Annotated in this window: 13 protein-coding genes and 1 pseudogene; 5 read left to right on the forward strand and 9 right to left on the reverse strand. The window is 57.5% G+C overall.

Going from position 1 to position 16,401, the window contains the following annotated elements; all coding sequences use genetic code 11:
• Positions 1-55 precede the first annotated feature (55 nt).
• Positions 56-1,414: an MFS transporter gene (locus ACESQ2_RS03675; RefSeq protein ID WP_004855352.1), complete on the reverse strand. Its 1,359-nt coding sequence runs from the start codon at positions 1,412-1,414 to the stop codon at positions 56-58.
• A gap of 441 nt (positions 1,415-1,855) precedes the next feature.
• On the opposite strand from ACESQ2_RS03675, the gene ACESQ2_RS03680 reads away from it, so the two are divergent.
• On the forward strand, positions 1,856-2,566 hold the full coding sequence (locus ACESQ2_RS03680; protein ID WP_004126443.1) for a DUF3053 domain-containing protein: 711 nt from the start codon (positions 1,856-1,858) through the stop codon (positions 2,564-2,566).
• Between the two features lie 57 nt (positions 2,567-2,623).
• Here the strand turns inward: ACESQ2_RS03680 and ghrB are convergent, their stop codons facing one another.
• The 6 genes from ghrB to ACESQ2_RS03710 all read right to left on the reverse strand — a co-directional run bounded on the left by ghrB (position 2,624) and on the right by ACESQ2_RS03710 (position 8,574).
• On the reverse strand, positions 2,624-3,595 hold the full coding sequence (gene ghrB / locus ACESQ2_RS03685; RefSeq protein WP_009652700.1) for a glyoxylate/hydroxypyruvate reductase GhrB: 972 nt from the start codon (positions 3,593-3,595) through the stop codon (positions 2,624-2,626).
• 24 nt (positions 3,596-3,619) lie between these two features.
• Positions 3,620-4,900 carry an MFS transporter gene (locus ACESQ2_RS03690; RefSeq protein ID WP_004855346.1) on the reverse strand — a complete coding sequence of 427 codons (1,281 nt, stop codon included), beginning with the start codon at positions 4,898-4,900 and terminating at the stop codon, positions 3,620-3,622.
• 101 nt (positions 4,901-5,001) lie between these two features.
• A complete protein-coding gene (locus ACESQ2_RS03695; protein ID WP_373170163.1) occupies positions 5,002-5,940 on the reverse strand; it encodes a sugar kinase in 939 nt (312 codons plus the stop codon).
• 3 nt (positions 5,941-5,943) lie between these two features.
• Entirely contained in the window at positions 5,944-6,693 is a 750-nt protein-coding gene (locus tag ACESQ2_RS03700) for a sugar phosphate isomerase/epimerase (RefSeq protein WP_038423829.1), read from the reverse strand.
• A gap of 108 nt (positions 6,694-6,801) precedes the next feature.
• Positions 6,802-7,818 carry a LacI family DNA-binding transcriptional regulator gene (locus ACESQ2_RS03705; RefSeq protein WP_004855337.1) on the reverse strand — a complete coding sequence of 339 codons (1,017 nt, stop codon included), beginning with the start codon at positions 7,816-7,818 and terminating at the stop codon, positions 6,802-6,804.
• Between the two features lie 93 nt (positions 7,819-7,911).
• Complete coding sequence (locus tag ACESQ2_RS03710) at positions 7,912-8,574, reverse strand: OmpA family lipoprotein (RefSeq protein WP_004855336.1); 663 nt, start codon at positions 8,572-8,574, stop codon at positions 7,912-7,914.
• 167 nt (positions 8,575-8,741) lie between these two features.
• Here ACESQ2_RS03710 and ACESQ2_RS03715 point away from each other — a divergent pair.
• A pseudogene (locus ACESQ2_RS03715) lies at positions 8,742-11,072 on the forward strand (molybdopterin guanine dinucleotide-containing S/N-oxide reductase).
• Here the strand turns inward: ACESQ2_RS03715 and ACESQ2_RS03720 are convergent.
• Both ACESQ2_RS03720 and tag read right to left on the reverse strand, forming a co-directional pair.
• Positions 11,035-11,481, reverse strand: a complete 447-nt coding sequence (locus ACESQ2_RS03720) for an N-acetyltransferase (RefSeq protein ID WP_025106794.1) — start codon at positions 11,479-11,481, stop codon at positions 11,035-11,037. The pseudogene ACESQ2_RS03715 and the gene ACESQ2_RS03720 sit on opposite strands and share 38 nt — an antisense overlap.
• The gene (gene tag, locus ACESQ2_RS03725) at positions 11,471-12,040 is read right to left on the reverse strand and encodes a DNA-3-methyladenine glycosylase I (protein ID WP_025106795.1); all 570 of its coding nucleotides are present in this window, start codon (positions 12,038-12,040) and stop codon (positions 11,471-11,473) included. Before tag ends, ACESQ2_RS03720 begins: the two co-directional genes overlap by 11 nt.
• A 160-nt stretch (positions 12,041-12,200) precedes the next feature.
• On the opposite strand from tag, the gene ACESQ2_RS03730 reads away from it, so the two are divergent.
• The 3 genes from ACESQ2_RS03730 to eptB all read left to right on the forward strand — a co-directional run bounded on the left by ACESQ2_RS03730 (position 12,201) and on the right by eptB (position 16,313).
• On the forward strand, positions 12,201-12,845 hold the full coding sequence (locus tag ACESQ2_RS03730; protein ID WP_373170164.1) for an autotransporter outer membrane beta-barrel domain-containing protein: 645 nt from the start codon (positions 12,201-12,203) through the stop codon (positions 12,843-12,845).
• A 335-nt stretch (positions 12,846-13,180) separates the two neighbouring features.
• Entirely contained in the window at positions 13,181-14,383 is a 1,203-nt protein-coding gene (locus ACESQ2_RS03735) for an MFS transporter (protein WP_014227191.1), read from the forward strand.
• 241 nt (positions 14,384-14,624) lie between these two features.
• On the forward strand, positions 14,625-16,313 hold the full coding sequence (eptB, locus tag ACESQ2_RS03740; RefSeq protein WP_032751647.1) for a kdo(2)-lipid A phosphoethanolamine 7''-transferase: 1,689 nt from the start codon (positions 14,625-14,627) through the stop codon (positions 16,311-16,313).
• Positions 16,314-16,401 lie beyond the last annotated feature (88 nt).

Consider the following 16,401-nt stretch of genomic DNA (forward strand, 5'->3'; position numbering starts at 1 on the left):
TAAACAGATAAGAAGAAAAGCGGAAAAGGCCAGCGCGCGCCCGCTGGCCGGTGTATTACGCCTTCTGGAGCTTCTCCACTTCACCCTGGGCCGCCGGAGGTTGCCGTTGGCCAAGCTTATATTTGACCAGCAGCGCGGTGGCCGACAGGAAGGCCGGGATTGCCAGCAAGGAGAAAATTGTTTCGAAAGAGAGCTGGGCCTGCATCAGGAACGCGCCGCTAAAGGCGCCGAGAATGCCGCCAAAGCGGCCAATCCCTAACATCCAGGCCACGCCGGTCGCGCGTCCCTGGGTGGGATAGAAACCGGCGGCCAGCGCAGGCATTGATGATTGCGCGCCGTTCATAATGCTGCCGGCGATAAATACCATTATCCCCATCAGCAGCAGGTTATGGGTCGAGAAACCAACCAGACAAACGAACACGCCGGTCAGCAGCCAGCCCACGGCAACCACTTTGTTTGGGTTGAGCTTATCCATCAGCGCGCCGAGGATAAGCACGCCAATCCCGCCACCCAGCGGGAACAGCGCGGTGATAATAGAGGCCTGGCTCATCGTCGCGCCGGTTTCGCGGATGAGCAGCGGCAGCCAGCTGGTCAGCAAATAGAAGATCAGCAGGCCCATAAAGTAGGTCAGGCACAGCATGACGGTGCCGACGGCGTAGCGCGGTGAGAAAATCACGCCGATGGACGATTTCTCCTTTACCTGGCCCGCTTCGCGTAGTTCAAATTCCGCCTGCTCGGGAACAGGCGCGATGCGGCGCAGGATCGCGGCGATACGCTGGGCAGGCTGGCGTTTGACCACCATATAGCGCGCGGATTCCGGCAGAAGAAAGATCAGCACTACCGCCAGCAGCAGCGGCATCACGCCGCCAAGCACCAGCACGCTTTGCCAGCCGTAATGGGGGATCATCCAGGCGGAGAGGAAGCCACCCAGCGAGGAGCCCATCGGAAAGCCGACGAACATCAGGTTAACCATCAGCGCCCTACGCCGCTCTGGGGCGTATTCGCTCATCAGCGTCGCGGCGTTCGGCATGGCGGCGCCCAGCCCAAGGCCGGTAAGAAAACGCAGCAGCGTCAGCTGGTTAAGGCTGGTAGCAAAGGCGGTCAGCAGGCTGAAGCCACCGAAAACCACGATGGACATAATCAGAACTTTTTTCCGCCCAACGCGGTCGGCGAGCGGTCCGGCGGTCAGCGCACCGACCGCGAGCCCGACTAAGGCGGCGCTCATGACCGGGCCTAACGCCGATTTTTCGACGCCCCATTCCTGCACCAGGTCAGAGGCGATAAAGCCGATTATCGCGGTATCGAATCCGTCCATCGCGACGGTGATAAAACATAAGGCCAGAATCATCCACTGGTATTTCGTGAAGGGATGTTCATTGATAAAAGCCTGAATATCGATGGTTGTTTTCTTCATGCGGCATTCCTGGCAGGCAGAGCGGGGGACAGAGATAGATTATTGTTATCTCCCTCGCGGTCGTTGATGTTGTTTGTGCGATTATCGAACAAAAAGCCGTTAATCGCTCATTTAATAAAATCATCGAACGGCGGTTCAGGCAATGCAGGGGAAAAGGGAAGCGTGCGATTATCGTCCACTTTGCGCCCGGTGCAGAAGAGAGAACAGATTAATAATAATAAAATCAATTTGTTAAGCGTTTCAGCCGAATACCGGATGATAGCGGTAATTGTGATGAACTTAACAGCCGACGCGACTGGCCGCTAAAACGCTAAAAAACCGGCTTTCAGGGAGGAAGATTGTCAGGAAAAGGTATCCTGCAAGGCCGACCTGGACTATCCTTGTCAGCGTCTGGCACGTGTGTGTCTGTTTGCGCTTTTTTTGGCTGAAAGGAGTAAAAAAATGGCGACAGGAAAGTCCTGCTCTCGCTGGTTTGCGGCTATTGCGGCCCTGTTAATGGTGGTTAGCCTGAGTGGGTGTTTTGATAAAGAAGGCGATCAGCGCAAAGCGTTTATCGACTTCCTGCAAAATACGGCAATGCGTAGCGGCGAACGTCTGCCGACGCTGACCGCCGATCAGAAAAAACAGTTCGGGCCTTTCGTTTCCGATTACGCGGTGATTTACGGCTATTCACAGCAGGTAAGCCAGGCGATGGATGCGGGTTTACGTCCGGTGGTTGATAGCGTGAACGCGATCCGCGTACCGCAGGATTATGTTACCCAGCGCGAGCCGCTGCGTCAGGCAAACGGCGCTTTGGGCGTACTGAGCCAGCAGCTGGAGAACGCAAAAATACAGGCGGATGCCGCCCACGGCGCGCTGAAACAGGGCGACGATCTCAAGCCGGTCTTCGACCAGGTCTATAACAAAGTCGTGACGGCGCCGGCGAATGCGCTACAGCCGTTAATTCCGGCAGCGCAGGTATTTACCCAACAGCTGGTGCAGGTGGGTGATTTTATCGCTCAGCAAGAAACCCAGGTCAGCTTCGTGGCGAACGGTATTCAGTTCCCGACTTCGCAGCAGGCCAGCCAGTACAATACGCTGATTGGGCCGCTGGCCGCTCAGCACCAGGCCTTTAATCAGGCGTGGACCGCGGCAGTTAACGCGACGCGTTAACGGCTCTGACAGCCCGGGCAAGGCTTCACCTTAGCCCGGGTTTTCTTTTTTCACTTCTCACTTCACCTGCGGATTCACGCAGTTCTTCTCAACGTTGCCGTTCAGGGCATCAATCAGATTATCCACCGCGCAGGCCGCCATGTTATAGCGGGTTTCATGCGTGGCCGAGCCAATATGCGGCACGGCGACCACGTTCGGCATATTCAGCAGCGGGGAGTCTTTCGCCAGCGGCTCTTGTTCGAAAACGTCGAGGCCGGCGGCATGAATTTCACCTTCCTGCAGTGCGGCAATCAGCGCTTTCTCATCCACCACCGGGCCGCGCCCGGCGTTAATAAAGATGGCGGAGGGCTTCATTTTGGCAAACTGCGCTTTGCCGAACAGATGATGAGTCTCGTCGGTCAGCGGCAGGATCAGGCAGACAAAATCCGCTTCCTCCAGCAGGGTATCGAGATCGCAGTAGCGGGCGTTAAAGCGCTCCTCTGCCTGAGGGTGCTGGCGGCGGGCGTTGTAGAGGATCGGCATACCAAAGCCCGCGTGGGCGCGCTGGGCAAGCGCCATCCCGATACGCCCCATACCGACGATACCGAGGGTTTTATGGTGCACATCGTTGCCAAACCAGTCCGGACCGATGCTTTTGGTCCACTCGCCGGCCTTCACGCGGTTAGCCACCTCAACCACCCGACGCGCGGTGCTCAATACCAGCGCCATCACGGTATCGGCGACGGTCTCGGTCAGTACCGTCGGGGTGTGCATCAGCAGCACTTTACGTGCATTCAGCGCATCGACGTCGAAGTTGTCATAGCCGACGGAGATGGTCGAGGTCGCACGAAGCTTGGGCATTTTCTCCAGTAACGCGGTATCGACTTTTTCGCTGGAACCCAGCAGACCTACCGCTTCAGCGAACGCGTCGGCGTGCTGTGAAACGGTCTCCGGACGCAGGTTTTTCACCTGGGTGACGGTAAAGTGTTGTTCCAGACGCTGTTGCAGGTCGTCGGGAAGCGTTTTGTAGAGAATGACTGACGGCTTCATGCGGTTCTCCGTTGCGTTAAGGTTTCAGGCGTGACGTGCGCCGAGCGGAAGTTTTTGATTATTAGCAGGCTTAACAATCAAAGTAAGCCATACCGAGACGAAAAGCGCCACTCCCATGAAAATGTACGAGGCTGCGGGGCTGCCGGTGGTGCCGTTCAGGTAACCGACAAACCATGAGCCGAAGAACGAACCCAGCGCGCCCATGCTGTTAATCAGGGCCATGGCGCCTCCGGCGACGTTGCGCGGCAGCATCTCAGGAATGATGGCGAAGAACGGTCCGTAGGGGGCGTACATCGCCGCGCCGGCAATCACCAGCAGGGTATAAGAGACCCAGAAATGGTTGGCGCCAACGGCCCAGGAACCAATAAAGGCGAAGGCGGCAATCAGCAGCAGCGGCCAGACAAACAGCTTGCGGTTCTGCATTTTATCGGAGGCCCAGGAGACCACGATCATCGCGATGGTCGCCGCCAGATAGGGGACGGATGAGAGCCAGCCGACCTCGACCATGCCCATATTCTCGCCGCCGCTGCGGATAATTGACGGCAGCCACAGAACGAAACCGTAAACCCCGATGCTCCAGGCGAAATACTGCATGCACAGCAGGACAACGTTGCGCGAGCGGAAGGCTTCGCCGTAGTTGCGCACCGGTTTGATTCCCTGCTGTTCACGCTCCAGCTGCTCCTGCAACGCGGCTTTTTCGCTTTCCGCCAGCCAGTTGACCTGCGAAGGTTTGTCTTTTACCAGCACCCACCAGCAGAAGGCCCAAATCACCGCCGGAACGCCTTCGATAATAAACATTTCCCGCCAGCCGAAGGCCTGAATCAGGTAACCGGACACCACCGACATCCACAGCACCGTCACCGGGTTGCCGAGGATCAGGAAGGTATTGGCGCGAGAGCGTTCAGATTTAGTAAACCAGTTGCTGATGTAAATCAGCATCGCCGGCATGACCGCGGCCTCGACGACGCCGAGAATAAAGCGAATCGCCGCCAGCGCGGGAATATTGTGCACCATCCCGGTCAGCGAGGCGCAGGCGCCCCACAGGATCAGGCAGATAAAAATGAGTTTGCGTACGCTGCGGCGTTCGGCGTAAATCGCGCCGGGGATCTGAAAGAAGAAGTAGCCGAGGAAGAACAGCGCCCCCAGCAGGGAGGAGATACCTTTGGTGATCCCCAGATCTTCAGTAATACCGGCCGCCGAAGCGAAGCTGAAGTTAGCGCGGTCGAGATATGCCAGGCTATACGTGATAAACACGATAGGCATGATGTACCACCAGCGTTTTGTTGCATTCGTCGAACTATTCATAGGTTTGCCTCTGTGAGTGAGGTGACGCTCATCATAGAAAAGATCCGTTACGCCGCGCTGCATGTAGGGTACAGAACGGCCTGACGTTGTGCTGAATCTGCTTACTCGCCCAGCGCCTCACGCGTGGGTAAGCCTTCGCTATCGCCCTGGACCTGAATGGCCAGTGAGCCGATTTTGTTTCCGCGTTTCACCGCCTGCGGCAGCGGTTTTCCTTCCAGCAGGGCGCTAATCACCCCGACGGCAAAGCCATCGCCGGCGCCAACGGTATCGACGACGTTATCCACTTTTATCGCCGCAACGGCCCCCTGTTCGCCATCGGCGGTTTTATACCAGGCGCCGTCGGAGCCGGTTTTTATGATGACCGCGCGAACGCCGTGGCTGAGATAAAAGTCCGCAATGGCTTCCGGCGTTTGCTGGCCGGTCAGAATCATGCCTTCTTTCAACCCCGGCAGAACCCAGTCGGCCTGAAACGCAAGGCGGTTAAGCTTCTCGACCATCTCGGCTTCGCTTTTCCACAGCGTGGGCCGCAGGTTGGGGTCGAACGAAATCGTTTTTCCCTGCGCTTTCATGGTGCGCGCCGCGCGGTCCAGCAGGGCGTATGAGCTTTCCGACAGCGCGGCGGCCACGCCGCTTAAGTGCAGGTGACGGGCGCTGGCGAAGTATGATTCGTTAAAATCATCCGGCGACAGATGGCTGGCGGCAGAGCCTTTGCGAAAATATTCCACGATGGGATCGGTTCCATTTTCAACTTTAGATTTCAGCTGAAAGCCGGTAGCGTAGCGGCCATCGGTGCTCACGCCGCGGGCGTCAATCCCCTCTTTCGCCAGCGCGGTGAGGACGAAGCGGCCAAAGCTGTCCGCGCCGACGCGGCTTACCCAGCCGACGCTTAAGCCGAGGCGGGCCAGCCCGGTCGCGACGTTCACTTCCGCGCCCGCCACGCGCTTCATAAAATGTTCTACTTCAGCCAGTTCGCCGGTTTCGGTGGCGACAAACATCGCCATGGCTTCGCCTATCGTGATGACATCTAACGCTTTTTGCATAACTTAATCCTCGCGTAACAGGTTGACGTAGCGGCGGGTCACGGCCGTCAGGTCATGGCCAGTCAGCGGAAATTCGATCCCGCGCGGGGCGTCTGCGGGCAGATTGTCGAGCAGCGCCAGCCAGCGCCCGGACGCTTCATCCGGCGGTACGGCGCGAAACTGCGAATGGTGCGGCTCAGCCGCCTTTACATGAATATAGCTGACGGCAGGCGCCAGGTGGCGCGCGGCCTCTTCCGGCGAGTCGCCAACCCACAGCCAGTTGCCCATATCAAAGGTGAGGGTGATCGGCAGCTGGTTAACCCGACAGGCGGCCTTGAAGCGCTGCATCGGCGCCAGCTGGCCGCAGTCGGTTTGATCGTTTTCCACCACCAGCGCCATGCCGCTCTCGCGCAGGATATCGCGCAGGGTGTCCAGATCGTTTTGGTGGGTAAAGCGGCCCAGCGAGAGCTTCAGCCACAGCGCGTTAAGGGTTTGCGCTTCCTGCAAAAAGTCGGCGAGGCGCGGGTTGAGCGAGCCGTCTGCGGTAAACAGGGCTTCCGGTGCGGAATAGCAAACCAGCAGGCCGCGGCGCTCAATATCGGCGGCCAGTTCCGGCAGGTGGTTCAGCTCATCCGCGCTGAACAGTTCCCGGCGGATCTCTACGCCGTCGGCGCCGGAGCCGGCGATAAACGGCAGGACGGCGGACTGCCCGCCCAGCGCTTTAACATGGTCATTCCCGTACGCGGCGGTAACGACAATAATCTTTCTGGCCATCCCAATACTCCCGACGATAATCTGATGCGTTGTTTATTACGCTAGATGGTATCGGTTCCAAAGCAAAGGCCAGGATGTCTAATTTATGATCGCCATCACGAAGGATCGTTAGCGGGAGGTGGAGCCTCTGACGATCAGCTCGCCGGAAAAAACCCGTTCGCAGACCGGGTCGTTGCTGCCTTCAATCCGACGCACCACCTGCTCGACGGCGGCGAAGCCAATCTGCCAGGTCGGCTGTTTGAGCGTGGTGATCCCCACGCCCGCCAGCTCGGCCCACTCCAGTTCATCGAAGCCCAGCAGGCCGATATCGCTGCCCCAAATCAGGCCAACGCGTTTAAGGGAGCGTGCCACTTGCAGGGTCAGCGCGCCGTTGGCGGAAATCACCGCCTTGCGCATGCCGCGATGGTGGGAGTGGAAGTGACGCAGGACGTTATCCAGCATCGCGCCATCGTTCAACGGTACTTCGGCGTTTTCCGCGACAATACCGGTATGGCGCAGGAGGGTCTGGCGAAACGCGCTCAGGCGCTCGCGGCGGGTATTGACCGAGCCGAGGGGTTCGCTAAGGAACAGCAGGGCTTCGAAGCCCTTTTCCACCAGGTGTTCGGTGGCGGTGGTGGCGGCCTGGGTATTATCGAGGCCGACGACATCGCAGGCGAATTCCGGAATTTTGCGGTCGATAAGCACCATCGGCAGCGCCGACTGCTGCAGGCGGTTGAGGCCGTCCTCGCGCATCCCGACCGCGTTGACCACGATCCCCTCCACCTGATAGCTGCGCAGCAGGTCGAGATAGTGCAGCTCCTGGTCCAGCTCATTGTTGGTATTACATACCAGCAGGGTAAATCCTTTTTCGCGACAGGCGGCTTCAATGCCGCTGAGCACGTTGACGGAGTAGGGGTTGGTGATATCGGCGATGATCAGGCCGATCAGCCGGGTGCGGCCATGCTTCAGGCCGCGGGCCATCAGGCTGGGACGATAATCGAGCTCGGCAATGGCTTTTTCAATGCGCCCCAGCAGATCGTCGGAAAGCAGATGCTTCTCGCCGTTCAGATAGCGTGAAATGCTGGTTTTGCCGGTCTTTGCGGCTTTCGCCACATCGCTAATGGTTGCTCGCGCCGCTTTCGCCATGGTGGCTTCCTTTGCTGAAATCTGCACACACCTTAGCGCGAAAATTCGCTATATCAAGCATTTTGCCCGGCGAGTCGCCGGGCAAAGAGGGCATTACTGCAGCGGGCTGAGGGTAATTTCAACGCGGCGGTTCTGCGCTTTGCCTTCCGCCGTGCTGTTGCTGGCGATCGGGTTCGCCGGACCCATACCGGTTGTGCGGATGCGATTAGCCGCCACGCCCTGGGTAATAAGCGCGCTGGCGACGCTCTCCGCGCGCTGCTGAGAGAGGCGCATGTTCAGATCCTGGCTGCCGGTGCTGTCGGTATAACCCACTACGTTAACGGCGGTTTTCTCATACTCTTTCAGCACCATCGCCACGCCGGTGAGGGTATTGGCGCCCGCGGGTTTCAGGTTGGCGCTGCTGCTGTCGAAGGTCACATTGTTCGGCATGTTCAGCACGATATTGTCGCCGTTTCGCGTCACGCTTACGCCGGTTCCCTGCATTTTCTCGCGCAGCTTCGCTTCCTGCACGTCCATATAGTAACCGATGCCGCCGCCCAGCGCCGCGCCGGCCGCTGCGCCGATCAGCGCGCCTTTGCCGCGGTCATGTTTGGAAGAGGAGAGCGCCCCAACGCCTGCGCCGACTAACGAACCAATGCCCGCGCCGATCCCGGATTTACCCGCTTCGCGCTCCCCGGTATAGGGATTGGTGGTACAGCCAGAAATGGCCAGTGCGCCGCTAACGACAGCCGCAATCATGAGTACGCGTTTTTTCATCTTATTTCCTTAATCCTTTTTATTCTTTGCCACAGCGACCGTGACGGTTGATTATGACGCCCGAAACCGGAGAAAATTCCGCAGAGAGCATCTCAATTTGTAAATAACATTGAACGGCTGAATAACGTGCCGTCACCATACCTGCTATCGCTGACCAGGAGCCCGCATTGCCAACCTCATCTGCTACCAAAACTGTCCTGACCGCAGCCCATTGGGGGCCAATGCTGGTCGAAACCGATGGCGAGAACGTCATCTCTTCGCGCGGGGCGCTTGATACCCCTTTCCCCAACTCGCTGCAAACCGCAGTGCGCGATCAGGTGCATAGCAAAACCCGCGTACGTTATCCGATGGTGCGTAAGGGATTTCTCGCCTCGCCAGAAAGCCCACAAGGCGTGCGCGGGCAGGATGAGTTTGTGCGGGTGAGCTGGGAGCAGGCGCTGGATCTGATTCACGCCCAGCACCGGCGCATTCGCGAAAGCTACGGCCCGGCGTCGATTTTTGCGGGCTCCTACGGCTGGCGCTCAAATGGCGTGCTGCACAAAGCGGCGACGCTGCTCCAGCGCTATATGAGCCTGGCGGGCGGCTATACCGGGCATCTGGGCGATTATTCCACCGGCGCGGCCCAGGCGATCATGCCATACGTGGTTGGCGGTAATGAGGTTTATCAGCAGCAGACCAGCTGGCCAATGGTGTTGGAACATAGCGATGTCGTGGTGCTGTGGAGCGCTAACCCATTAAATACGCTAAAAATTGCCTGGAACGCTTCCGATGAGCAGGGCATCCCGTGGTTCGATCGTCTGCGTCAGAGCGGGAAGCGGGTGATCTGCATCGATCCCATGCGATCGGAAACGGCGGAATTCTTTGGCGACGCGGCGGAGTGGATCGCCCCGCATATGGGCACCGACGTGGCGCTGATGCTCGGTATCGCCCATACGCTGGTGGAAAACGGCTGGCAGGATGACGCGTTTTTGGCCCGCTGCACCAGCGGCTATGACGTTTTCGCCCGCTATCTGACCGGGGAGAGCGACGGAACGGCAAAAACGGCGGAATGGGCGGCGGCGATCTGCGGCATTAGCGCGTAGAAAATTCGCGAACTGGCACAACTTTTCCACGAAAACACCACCATGTTGATGTCCGGCTGGGGAATGCAGCGCCAGCAGTTTGGCGAACAAAAACACTGGATGCTGGTGACCCTTGCCGCCATGCTCGGCCAGATAGGCACCCAGGGCGGGGGCTTTGGCCTTTCCTATCACTTTGCCAACGGCGGCAACCCTACGCGCCGCGCGGCGGTGCTGGCCTCAATGCAGGGCAGCGTGGCGGGCGGGACCGATGCAGTGGAAAAAATCCCGGTCGCGCGTATCGTTGAAGCGCTGGAAAACCCCGGAGCGTCTTATCAACATAACGGTATGGAACGCCGCTTCCCGGATATCCGCTTTATCTGGTGGGCGGGCGGCGCCAACTTTACCCACCATCAGGATACCAACCGGCTGATCCGCGCCTGGCAAAAACCGGAGCTTATCGTCATTTCCGAATGCTTCTGGACCGCCGCGGCGCGCCATGCCGATATCGTGCTGCCCGCGACGACCTCATTTGAACGCAACGATATGACCATGACCGGCGACTACAGCAACCAGCATCTGGTGCCGATGAAGCGGGTGGTCGCGCCGCGCGATGAAGCGCGCGATGATTTCGAGGTCTTCGCCGACCTCAGCGAACGCTGGGAAGCGGGCGGGCGGGAGCGCTTCACCGAGGGTAAAAACGATCTGCAGTGGCTGGAGACGTTTTACCAGATTGCCGCCCAGCGCGGGGCGGTGCAGCAGGTTACGCTGCCGCCGTTCGCCCAGTTCTGGCAGGATAATCAGCTGATTGAAATGCCGGAGAACCCTGAAAACGCGCGCTTCGCCCGCTTTGCCGCCTTCAGGGCCGATCCGCAGGCGAATCCGCTGAAAACCGCCAGCGGTAAAATTGAAATTCACTCGCCGACCATCGCCGGGTTTGCTTATCCGGATTGCCCGCCGCACCCTATGTGGCTGGAGCCGGACGAATGGCACGGCAATGCGCAGGAAGGCCAGCTCCAGGTGCTGTCAGCGCATCCGGCGCACCGCCTCCACAGCCAGCTCAACCATACGCCGCTGCGCGAACAGTACGCGGTGGCGGGTCGTGAACCGTTAACCCTTCATCCGCGCGATGCGCAGGCGCGCAATATCGCCGATGGCGATCTGGTGCGGGTATGGAATTCACGCGGCCAGGTGCTGGCCGGCGCGGTAGTGACCGACGGCATTCGTCCCGGGGTTATCTGCTTGCACGAAGGAGCATGGCCCGATCTCGACCCTCAGGCGGGGATCTGCAAAAACGGTGCGGTGAACGTGCTGACCAAAGATATTCCGACATCGCGGCTGGGTAACGGCTGCGCCGGAAATACGGCGCTGGCCTGGCTGGAAAAGTATACCGGGCCCGAGCTTACGCTGACGGCATTTGATCCGCCGACCAATGCATAATCCAGGTCGGATGCTGGGTTTCATCCTGCCATGCGCAGTCTTCAATGCGGAAGCCCTGCGCATGGTAGAAATTCACCGCCTGAACGTTTTTCTGGTATACCTCAAGGGTTAGCCAACCGTAGTGTTTTTTGACTTCGCCGATCAGCGCGCTGCCGATACCCTGCCTGGCGGCATCCGGCGCGACGAACAGCGCGCCGATGAAGCGGGAATCCATCACGCTGATAAAACCCTTCAGCACGCCGTCCTGCTCCCATACCCAGGTTTGCGCGGAGGGCAGGTAAACGTCGCGCACTATCGCCAGGCTGTCATGCCAGTAGCTTTCGGCGATAAACGGATGCGCGTGGATCGTACTCTCAAGCCACAGCTCGAGCAGCGGGCCGGTTTCGTTAGCGTCCCAGTTACGAATCATCCTGGCCTCCTGAGCGACAGAAACAGTCGATGACGTGGTCGTTGACCAGACCGCAGGCCTGCATAAAGGAGTAGCAGATAGTGGAGCCGACAAACTTAAAGCCCCGTTTTTTCAGCGCTTTCGACAATGCGTCAGAAGCCGGGGTGGTTGTCGGGATCTCCGCCAGCGTGGCGGCGGCCGTCACCTGGGGGTGATTATCGACGAATGACCAGACGAAATCTGCGAAAGGTTCGCCATTTTTTTCCATCGCCAGGAAGGCGCGGGCGTTGCCGATGATGGCCTGAATTTTACCGCGATGGCGAATAATACCGGCGTCGAGAACCAGACGTTCAATGTCTTCTTCGTCCATTGCCGCGACGCGAACCGGATCAAACTGGTGAAAAGCGCGGCGGTAGTTTTCACGCTTTTTCAGCACGGTGATCCACGACAGTCCGGCCTGCTGGCCTTCGAGACAAATCATCTCAAACAGCTTGCGGGGATTCTTTTCAGCAACGCCCCACTCCTTATCGTGGTACTCAATGTATAAAGGATCCTGACTGACCCATCCGCAACGTTGCATCTGTCTCTCCCTTTTGTGATAAAAACTCAGTCGTTCAACTTGACGGCTGAAAGATAAAGATAATAGTTAATACAGGGTTATTATTCCCCAAGCAGGGATAGGACACCCATAAAAAAAACACAGCAACCTTGCCGTTTCGGCTCTTTTTGGAGTCGCATTAATGATAATAAAGAAATGCAATGGCCTCCGGGTATTCCTGGTCCCGGCGTGCGTATCCGTCTGGGCGTCGTGTGTTGCCGGGGCGAATGCCTGGCAACAGGAATATATCGCTATCGATACAAAAAGTAATACTGCGGAACGCTATACATGGGACAGCGATCACCAACCGCGCTATGAAGATATTCTCGCGGAGCGGATAAATGCGTCCGACGATCCTTCCGGACTGGCGTTTAATCAGGCGGTCTCTCCGGTGGATAGCGCACGCGGTATGAGCGTCGGCTGGAATTTCTCTCTGACCGAGGGGGTGACGTCCGGCCCGGTCGCCAGTTTACATTCCGATCTGACGTCGCCGCCGCTTACCCGCAATGCGGCCGGAACCGGCTATGTGAATACGCTGGGCTGGCGGGTTGATTATCAGAAGCTATGGGGCGTACATCCGTGGGCTCAGGTGAGCTATAACCAGGAGTTGACGACGGATTTCGGCGGGGCGAACCGCGCTCAGGACGGAGCCTGGCGGGACGTGACGCTGGGCGCAGATATGTCGCTCAACTCTCATCTTGCCGCCTGGGCGGCGCTGTCCCAGGCGGACAATTTACCCACCGGGGCAAACTATCTCTATTTAATGGGCGTGAGCGCCAATTTTTAATTTATTGCGGATACGCTGGCGGCGCTTGTGATTCGGCTCATCCCTGAGCCTCACCCGGATGGGGCTGCGGCATGCTGCCACTCGAGTTATTCAGGCTAAATATGTAGCATAGTTGATACGTTTAATTTACTTTATCATTACAGTAATGACGCATATTCCAGCGGTAGCGGTCACTAACTTTTCGATAAATCGTTAAGGCGTGAATGTTTTGCAATGCCATTCATTCCGCCTTTAATGCATTTCATTCCGCGGTAGCGGCAGCTCATGCCTTTTTTCCCCAGACTTACAGGGGACTTCGTTATGGTGGCGGCAGTTAATTATTCAGGACAACTGCTATGAACGCTGCAAACCGTCAATACACCCGCTGGCTTACGCTGCTCGGCACTATCATTACGCAATTTGCGCTGGGATCGGTTTATACATGGAGTTTGTTCAATAGTTCGCTTTCCGCCAAGCTGGACGAACCGGTAAGCCAGGTGGCGTTTTCATTCGGCCTGTTAAGCCTCGGCCTGGCGCTCTCTTCATCCGTGGCAGGTAAATTACAGGAACGTTTCGGCGTTAAACGCGTCACCATGGCTTCCGGCGTCCTGCTGGGCCTCGGATTCTTCCTTACCGCGCATTCAAACAGCCTGATGATGCTGTGGCTGAGCGCGGGTCTGCTGGTGGGGCTGGCCGACGGTGCTGGCTATTTGCTGACGCTGTCGAACTGCGTCAAATGGTTCCCGGAACGTAAGGGACTGATTTCGGCTTTTTCCATCGGTGCTTACGGGCTTGGCAGCCTGGGTTTTAAATTTATTGACTCCCATCTGCTGGCGACGGTCGGCCTGGAAAAAACCTTTATTATCTGGGGCGCTATTGTGCTGGTGATGATCGTTTTTGGCGCGACGCTGATGACAGACGCCCCGAACCACACCGCTACCGCCAACAACGGCGTCGTCGAAAATGACTTCACCCTCGCCGAATCGATGCGTAAACCTCAGTACTGGATGCTGGCGGTGATGTTCCTGACCGCCTGCATGAGCGGCCTGTACGTGATTGGCGTGGCGAAAGACATCGCCCAGGGGATGGTGCACCTCGATGTTGCGACGGCCGCCAACGCGGTGACGGTGATCTCTATCGCTAACCTGAGCGGGCGCCTGGTTCTGGGCATTCTGTCCGATAAAATGTCCCGCATCCGGGTGATTACCATCGGACAGGTTGTCTCGCTTATCGGTATGGCGGCGCTGCTGTTCGCTCCGCTGAACGCCATGACGTTCTTCGCCGCTATCGCCTGCGTGGCCTTTAACTTCGGCGGTACGATTACCGTCTTCCCGTCGCTGGTCAGCGAGTTCTTTGGCCTCAATAATCTGGCGAAAAACTACGGCGTGATTTATCTCGGCTTTGGTATCGGCAGCATCTGCGGTTCGCTGATTGCTTCCCTGTTCGGCGGTTTCTACGTGACCTTCTGCGTCATCTTTGCGCTGCTGATTCTCTCTCTGGCGCTTTCGACAACGATTCGCCAGCCGAAAAGTGAAATTTACCACCAGGCTCACGCCTGAAACCGGGTGTTATCCCGGCCCCGATGATTAATTCCCTAAGCTAATAGTGCCAATCCAACCAAATGTTTTGTAAATGTTTGGTTGGATCACATTCCCTCCTGATACTTTTTCCTTCCGCTGTGGTCTACTTATCGCGCTTTGTAGAGGTTTCTTATAACCAAGCTAAACGCACTTTATTAACCTGCTTACTTATATCGCTTAAGTCGGGCGGTTTTATCTCTTCGTTTTCCAGGTTTTTTGCATGAAATACATTAAAACGATGACGCAGCTGAAGCTCAGTATCTGGCTGGCGCTGTACATCGGCTGGTTTATGAACGCCGCCGTATTCTTCCGCCGCTTCGAGGGGTACGCTCAGGAGTTTACCATCTGGAAAGGACTCTCAGGTGCAGTTGAGCTGATAGGGACCTTTCTGGTCACCTTCTTTCTGCTGCGTATTTTGTCGCTGTTTGGCCGCCGGGTCTGGCGTATTCTCGCGACCATCGTCGTACTCTTCTCCGCCGCCGCCAGCTATTACATGACCTTCCTGAATGTGGTGATCGGCTACGGGATTATTGCCTCGGTGATGACCACTGACATCGACTTGTCCAGAGAGGTTATCGGCTGGCACCTGATTCTCTGGCTGGTGCTGATGAGTGCGCTGCCGCTGGTGCTTATCTGGAGCAACCGCTGTCGCTTCACCCTGCTGCGTCAAATTCGTACGCCCGGCCAGCGGATGAAGAATATTACTATCGTGCTGCTGGCTGGCCTGATGGTCTGGGGGCCTATTCGCTTGCTGGAGGTTCGTCAGAAGAACTTTGAGCGCAGTTCCGAAGTCGATCTGCCAAGCTATGGCGGGGTGGTGGCTAACTCCTATCTGCCGTCTAACTGGCTATCAGCGCTGGGGCTTTACGCGTGGGCGCAGGTGGACGAGTCTTCCGATAATAAATCCCTGATCAATCCGGCGAAAAAATTCACCTACGTTGAGCCGCAAGGGCTGGATGATACTTACGTGGTGTTTATCATCGGCGAAACCACCCGCTGGGACCATATGGGCATCCTGGGCTATAGCCGCAATACCACGCCTAAGCTGGCGCAGGAGAAAAACCTGGTCGCTTTCCGCGGATACTCCTGCGATACCGCTACTAAGCTGTCGCTGCGCTGTATGTTCGTTCGTCAGGGCGGGGCGGATGATAACCCGCAGCGGACGCTGAAAGAACAGAACGTCTTTGCCGTCCTGCACCAGCTCGGCTTTACCGGCAACCTGTACGCCATGCAGAGCGAGATGTGGTTCTACAGCAACACGATGGCGAACAATATCGCCTATCGCGAGCAGATTGGCGCTGAGCCGAGTAACCGCGGCAAGAGCGTTGACGATATGCTGCTGGTGGATGAGATGAAGCGCGGTCTGGCGAAGAATCCCAATGGTAAGCACCTGATTATTCTGCATACCAAAGGATCGCACTTTAACTATACCCAGCGCTATCCGCGCAGCTTTGCGCAGTGGAAGCCGGAGTGCGTCGGCGTCGATAATAAATGCTCGAAGGCTGAGCTGATTAACTCGTACGATAACAGCGTGACCTACGTCGATCACTTTATCGTCAGCGTGCTGGATCAGCTGCGGGACAAGAAGGCGATTGTTTTCTATGCGGCCGACCACGGCGAGTCTATCAACGAGCGCGAACACCTGCACGGTACGCCGCGCAAGATGGCGCCGCCGGAGCAGTTCCGCGTGCCGATGCTGGTGTGGATGTCGGATAAGTATCTGGCGTCGCCCGACCACGCAGCTTCTTTTGCGCACCTGAAGCAGCAGGCGGCCATGAAGGTACCGCGTCGTCACGTAGAGCTGTATGACACTATTATGGGCTGTCTTGGCTATACTTCGCCGGACGGCGGGATTAACCAATATAACAACTGGTGCCACGTTCCTGACGCTGCGGCGAAGAAGGAGTAGCAGAGTGGCGAGTTTCTCGCCGCTTGAGCGACTTTTTCATAATAAGGCATTGACGGGTGTGTATCGCAGCAGTAAGATGCGCCCGCAT

This window comes from Klebsiella sp. Q11, assembly GCF_964241505.1.
In the GTDB taxonomy this organism is placed as follows: domain Bacteria; phylum Pseudomonadota; class Gammaproteobacteria; order Enterobacterales; family Enterobacteriaceae; genus Klebsiella; species Klebsiella michiganensis.

Excerpts from the sequence above, each read along its gene's own strand:
- ACESQ2_RS03675 (WP_004855352.1), bottom strand. The coding sequence starts at position 1,414 with ATGAAGAAAACAACCATCGATATTCAGGCTTTTATCAATGAACATCCC.
- ACESQ2_RS03680 (WP_004126443.1), top strand. The coding sequence starts at position 1,856 with ATGGCGACAGGAAAGTCCTGCTCTCGCTGGTTTGCGGCTATTGCGGCC.
- ghrB (WP_009652700.1), bottom strand. The coding sequence starts at position 3,595 with ATGAAGCCGTCAGTCATTCTCTACAAAACGCTTCCCGACGACCTGCAA.
- ACESQ2_RS03690 (WP_004855346.1), bottom strand. The coding sequence starts at position 4,900 with ATGAATAGTTCGACGAATGCAACAAAACGCTGGTGGTACATCATGCCT.
- ACESQ2_RS03695 (WP_373170163.1), bottom strand. The coding sequence starts at position 5,940 with ATGCAAAAAGCGTTAGATGTCATCACGATAGGCGAAGCCATGGCGATG.
- ACESQ2_RS03700 (WP_038423829.1), bottom strand. The coding sequence starts at position 6,693 with ATGGCCAGAAAGATTATTGTCGTTACCGCCGCGTACGGGAATGACCAT.
- ACESQ2_RS03705 (WP_004855337.1), bottom strand. The coding sequence starts at position 7,818 with ATGGCGAAAGCGGCGCGAGCAACCATTAGCGATGTGGCGAAAGCCGCA.
- ACESQ2_RS03710 (WP_004855336.1), bottom strand. The coding sequence starts at position 8,574 with ATGAAAAAACGCGTACTCATGATTGCGGCTGTCGTTAGCGGCGCACTG.
- ACESQ2_RS03720 (WP_025106794.1), bottom strand. The coding sequence starts at position 11,481 with ATGATTCGTAACTGGGACGCTAACGAAACCGGCCCGCTGCTCGAGCTG.
- tag (WP_025106795.1), bottom strand. The coding sequence starts at position 12,040 with ATGCAACGTTGCGGATGGGTCAGTCAGGATCCTTTATACATTGAGTAC.
- ACESQ2_RS03730 (WP_373170164.1), top strand. The coding sequence starts at position 12,201 with ATGATAATAAAGAAATGCAATGGCCTCCGGGTATTCCTGGTCCCGGCG.
- ACESQ2_RS03735 (WP_014227191.1), top strand. The coding sequence starts at position 13,181 with ATGAACGCTGCAAACCGTCAATACACCCGCTGGCTTACGCTGCTCGGC.
- eptB (WP_032751647.1), top strand. The coding sequence starts at position 14,625 with ATGAAATACATTAAAACGATGACGCAGCTGAAGCTCAGTATCTGGCTG.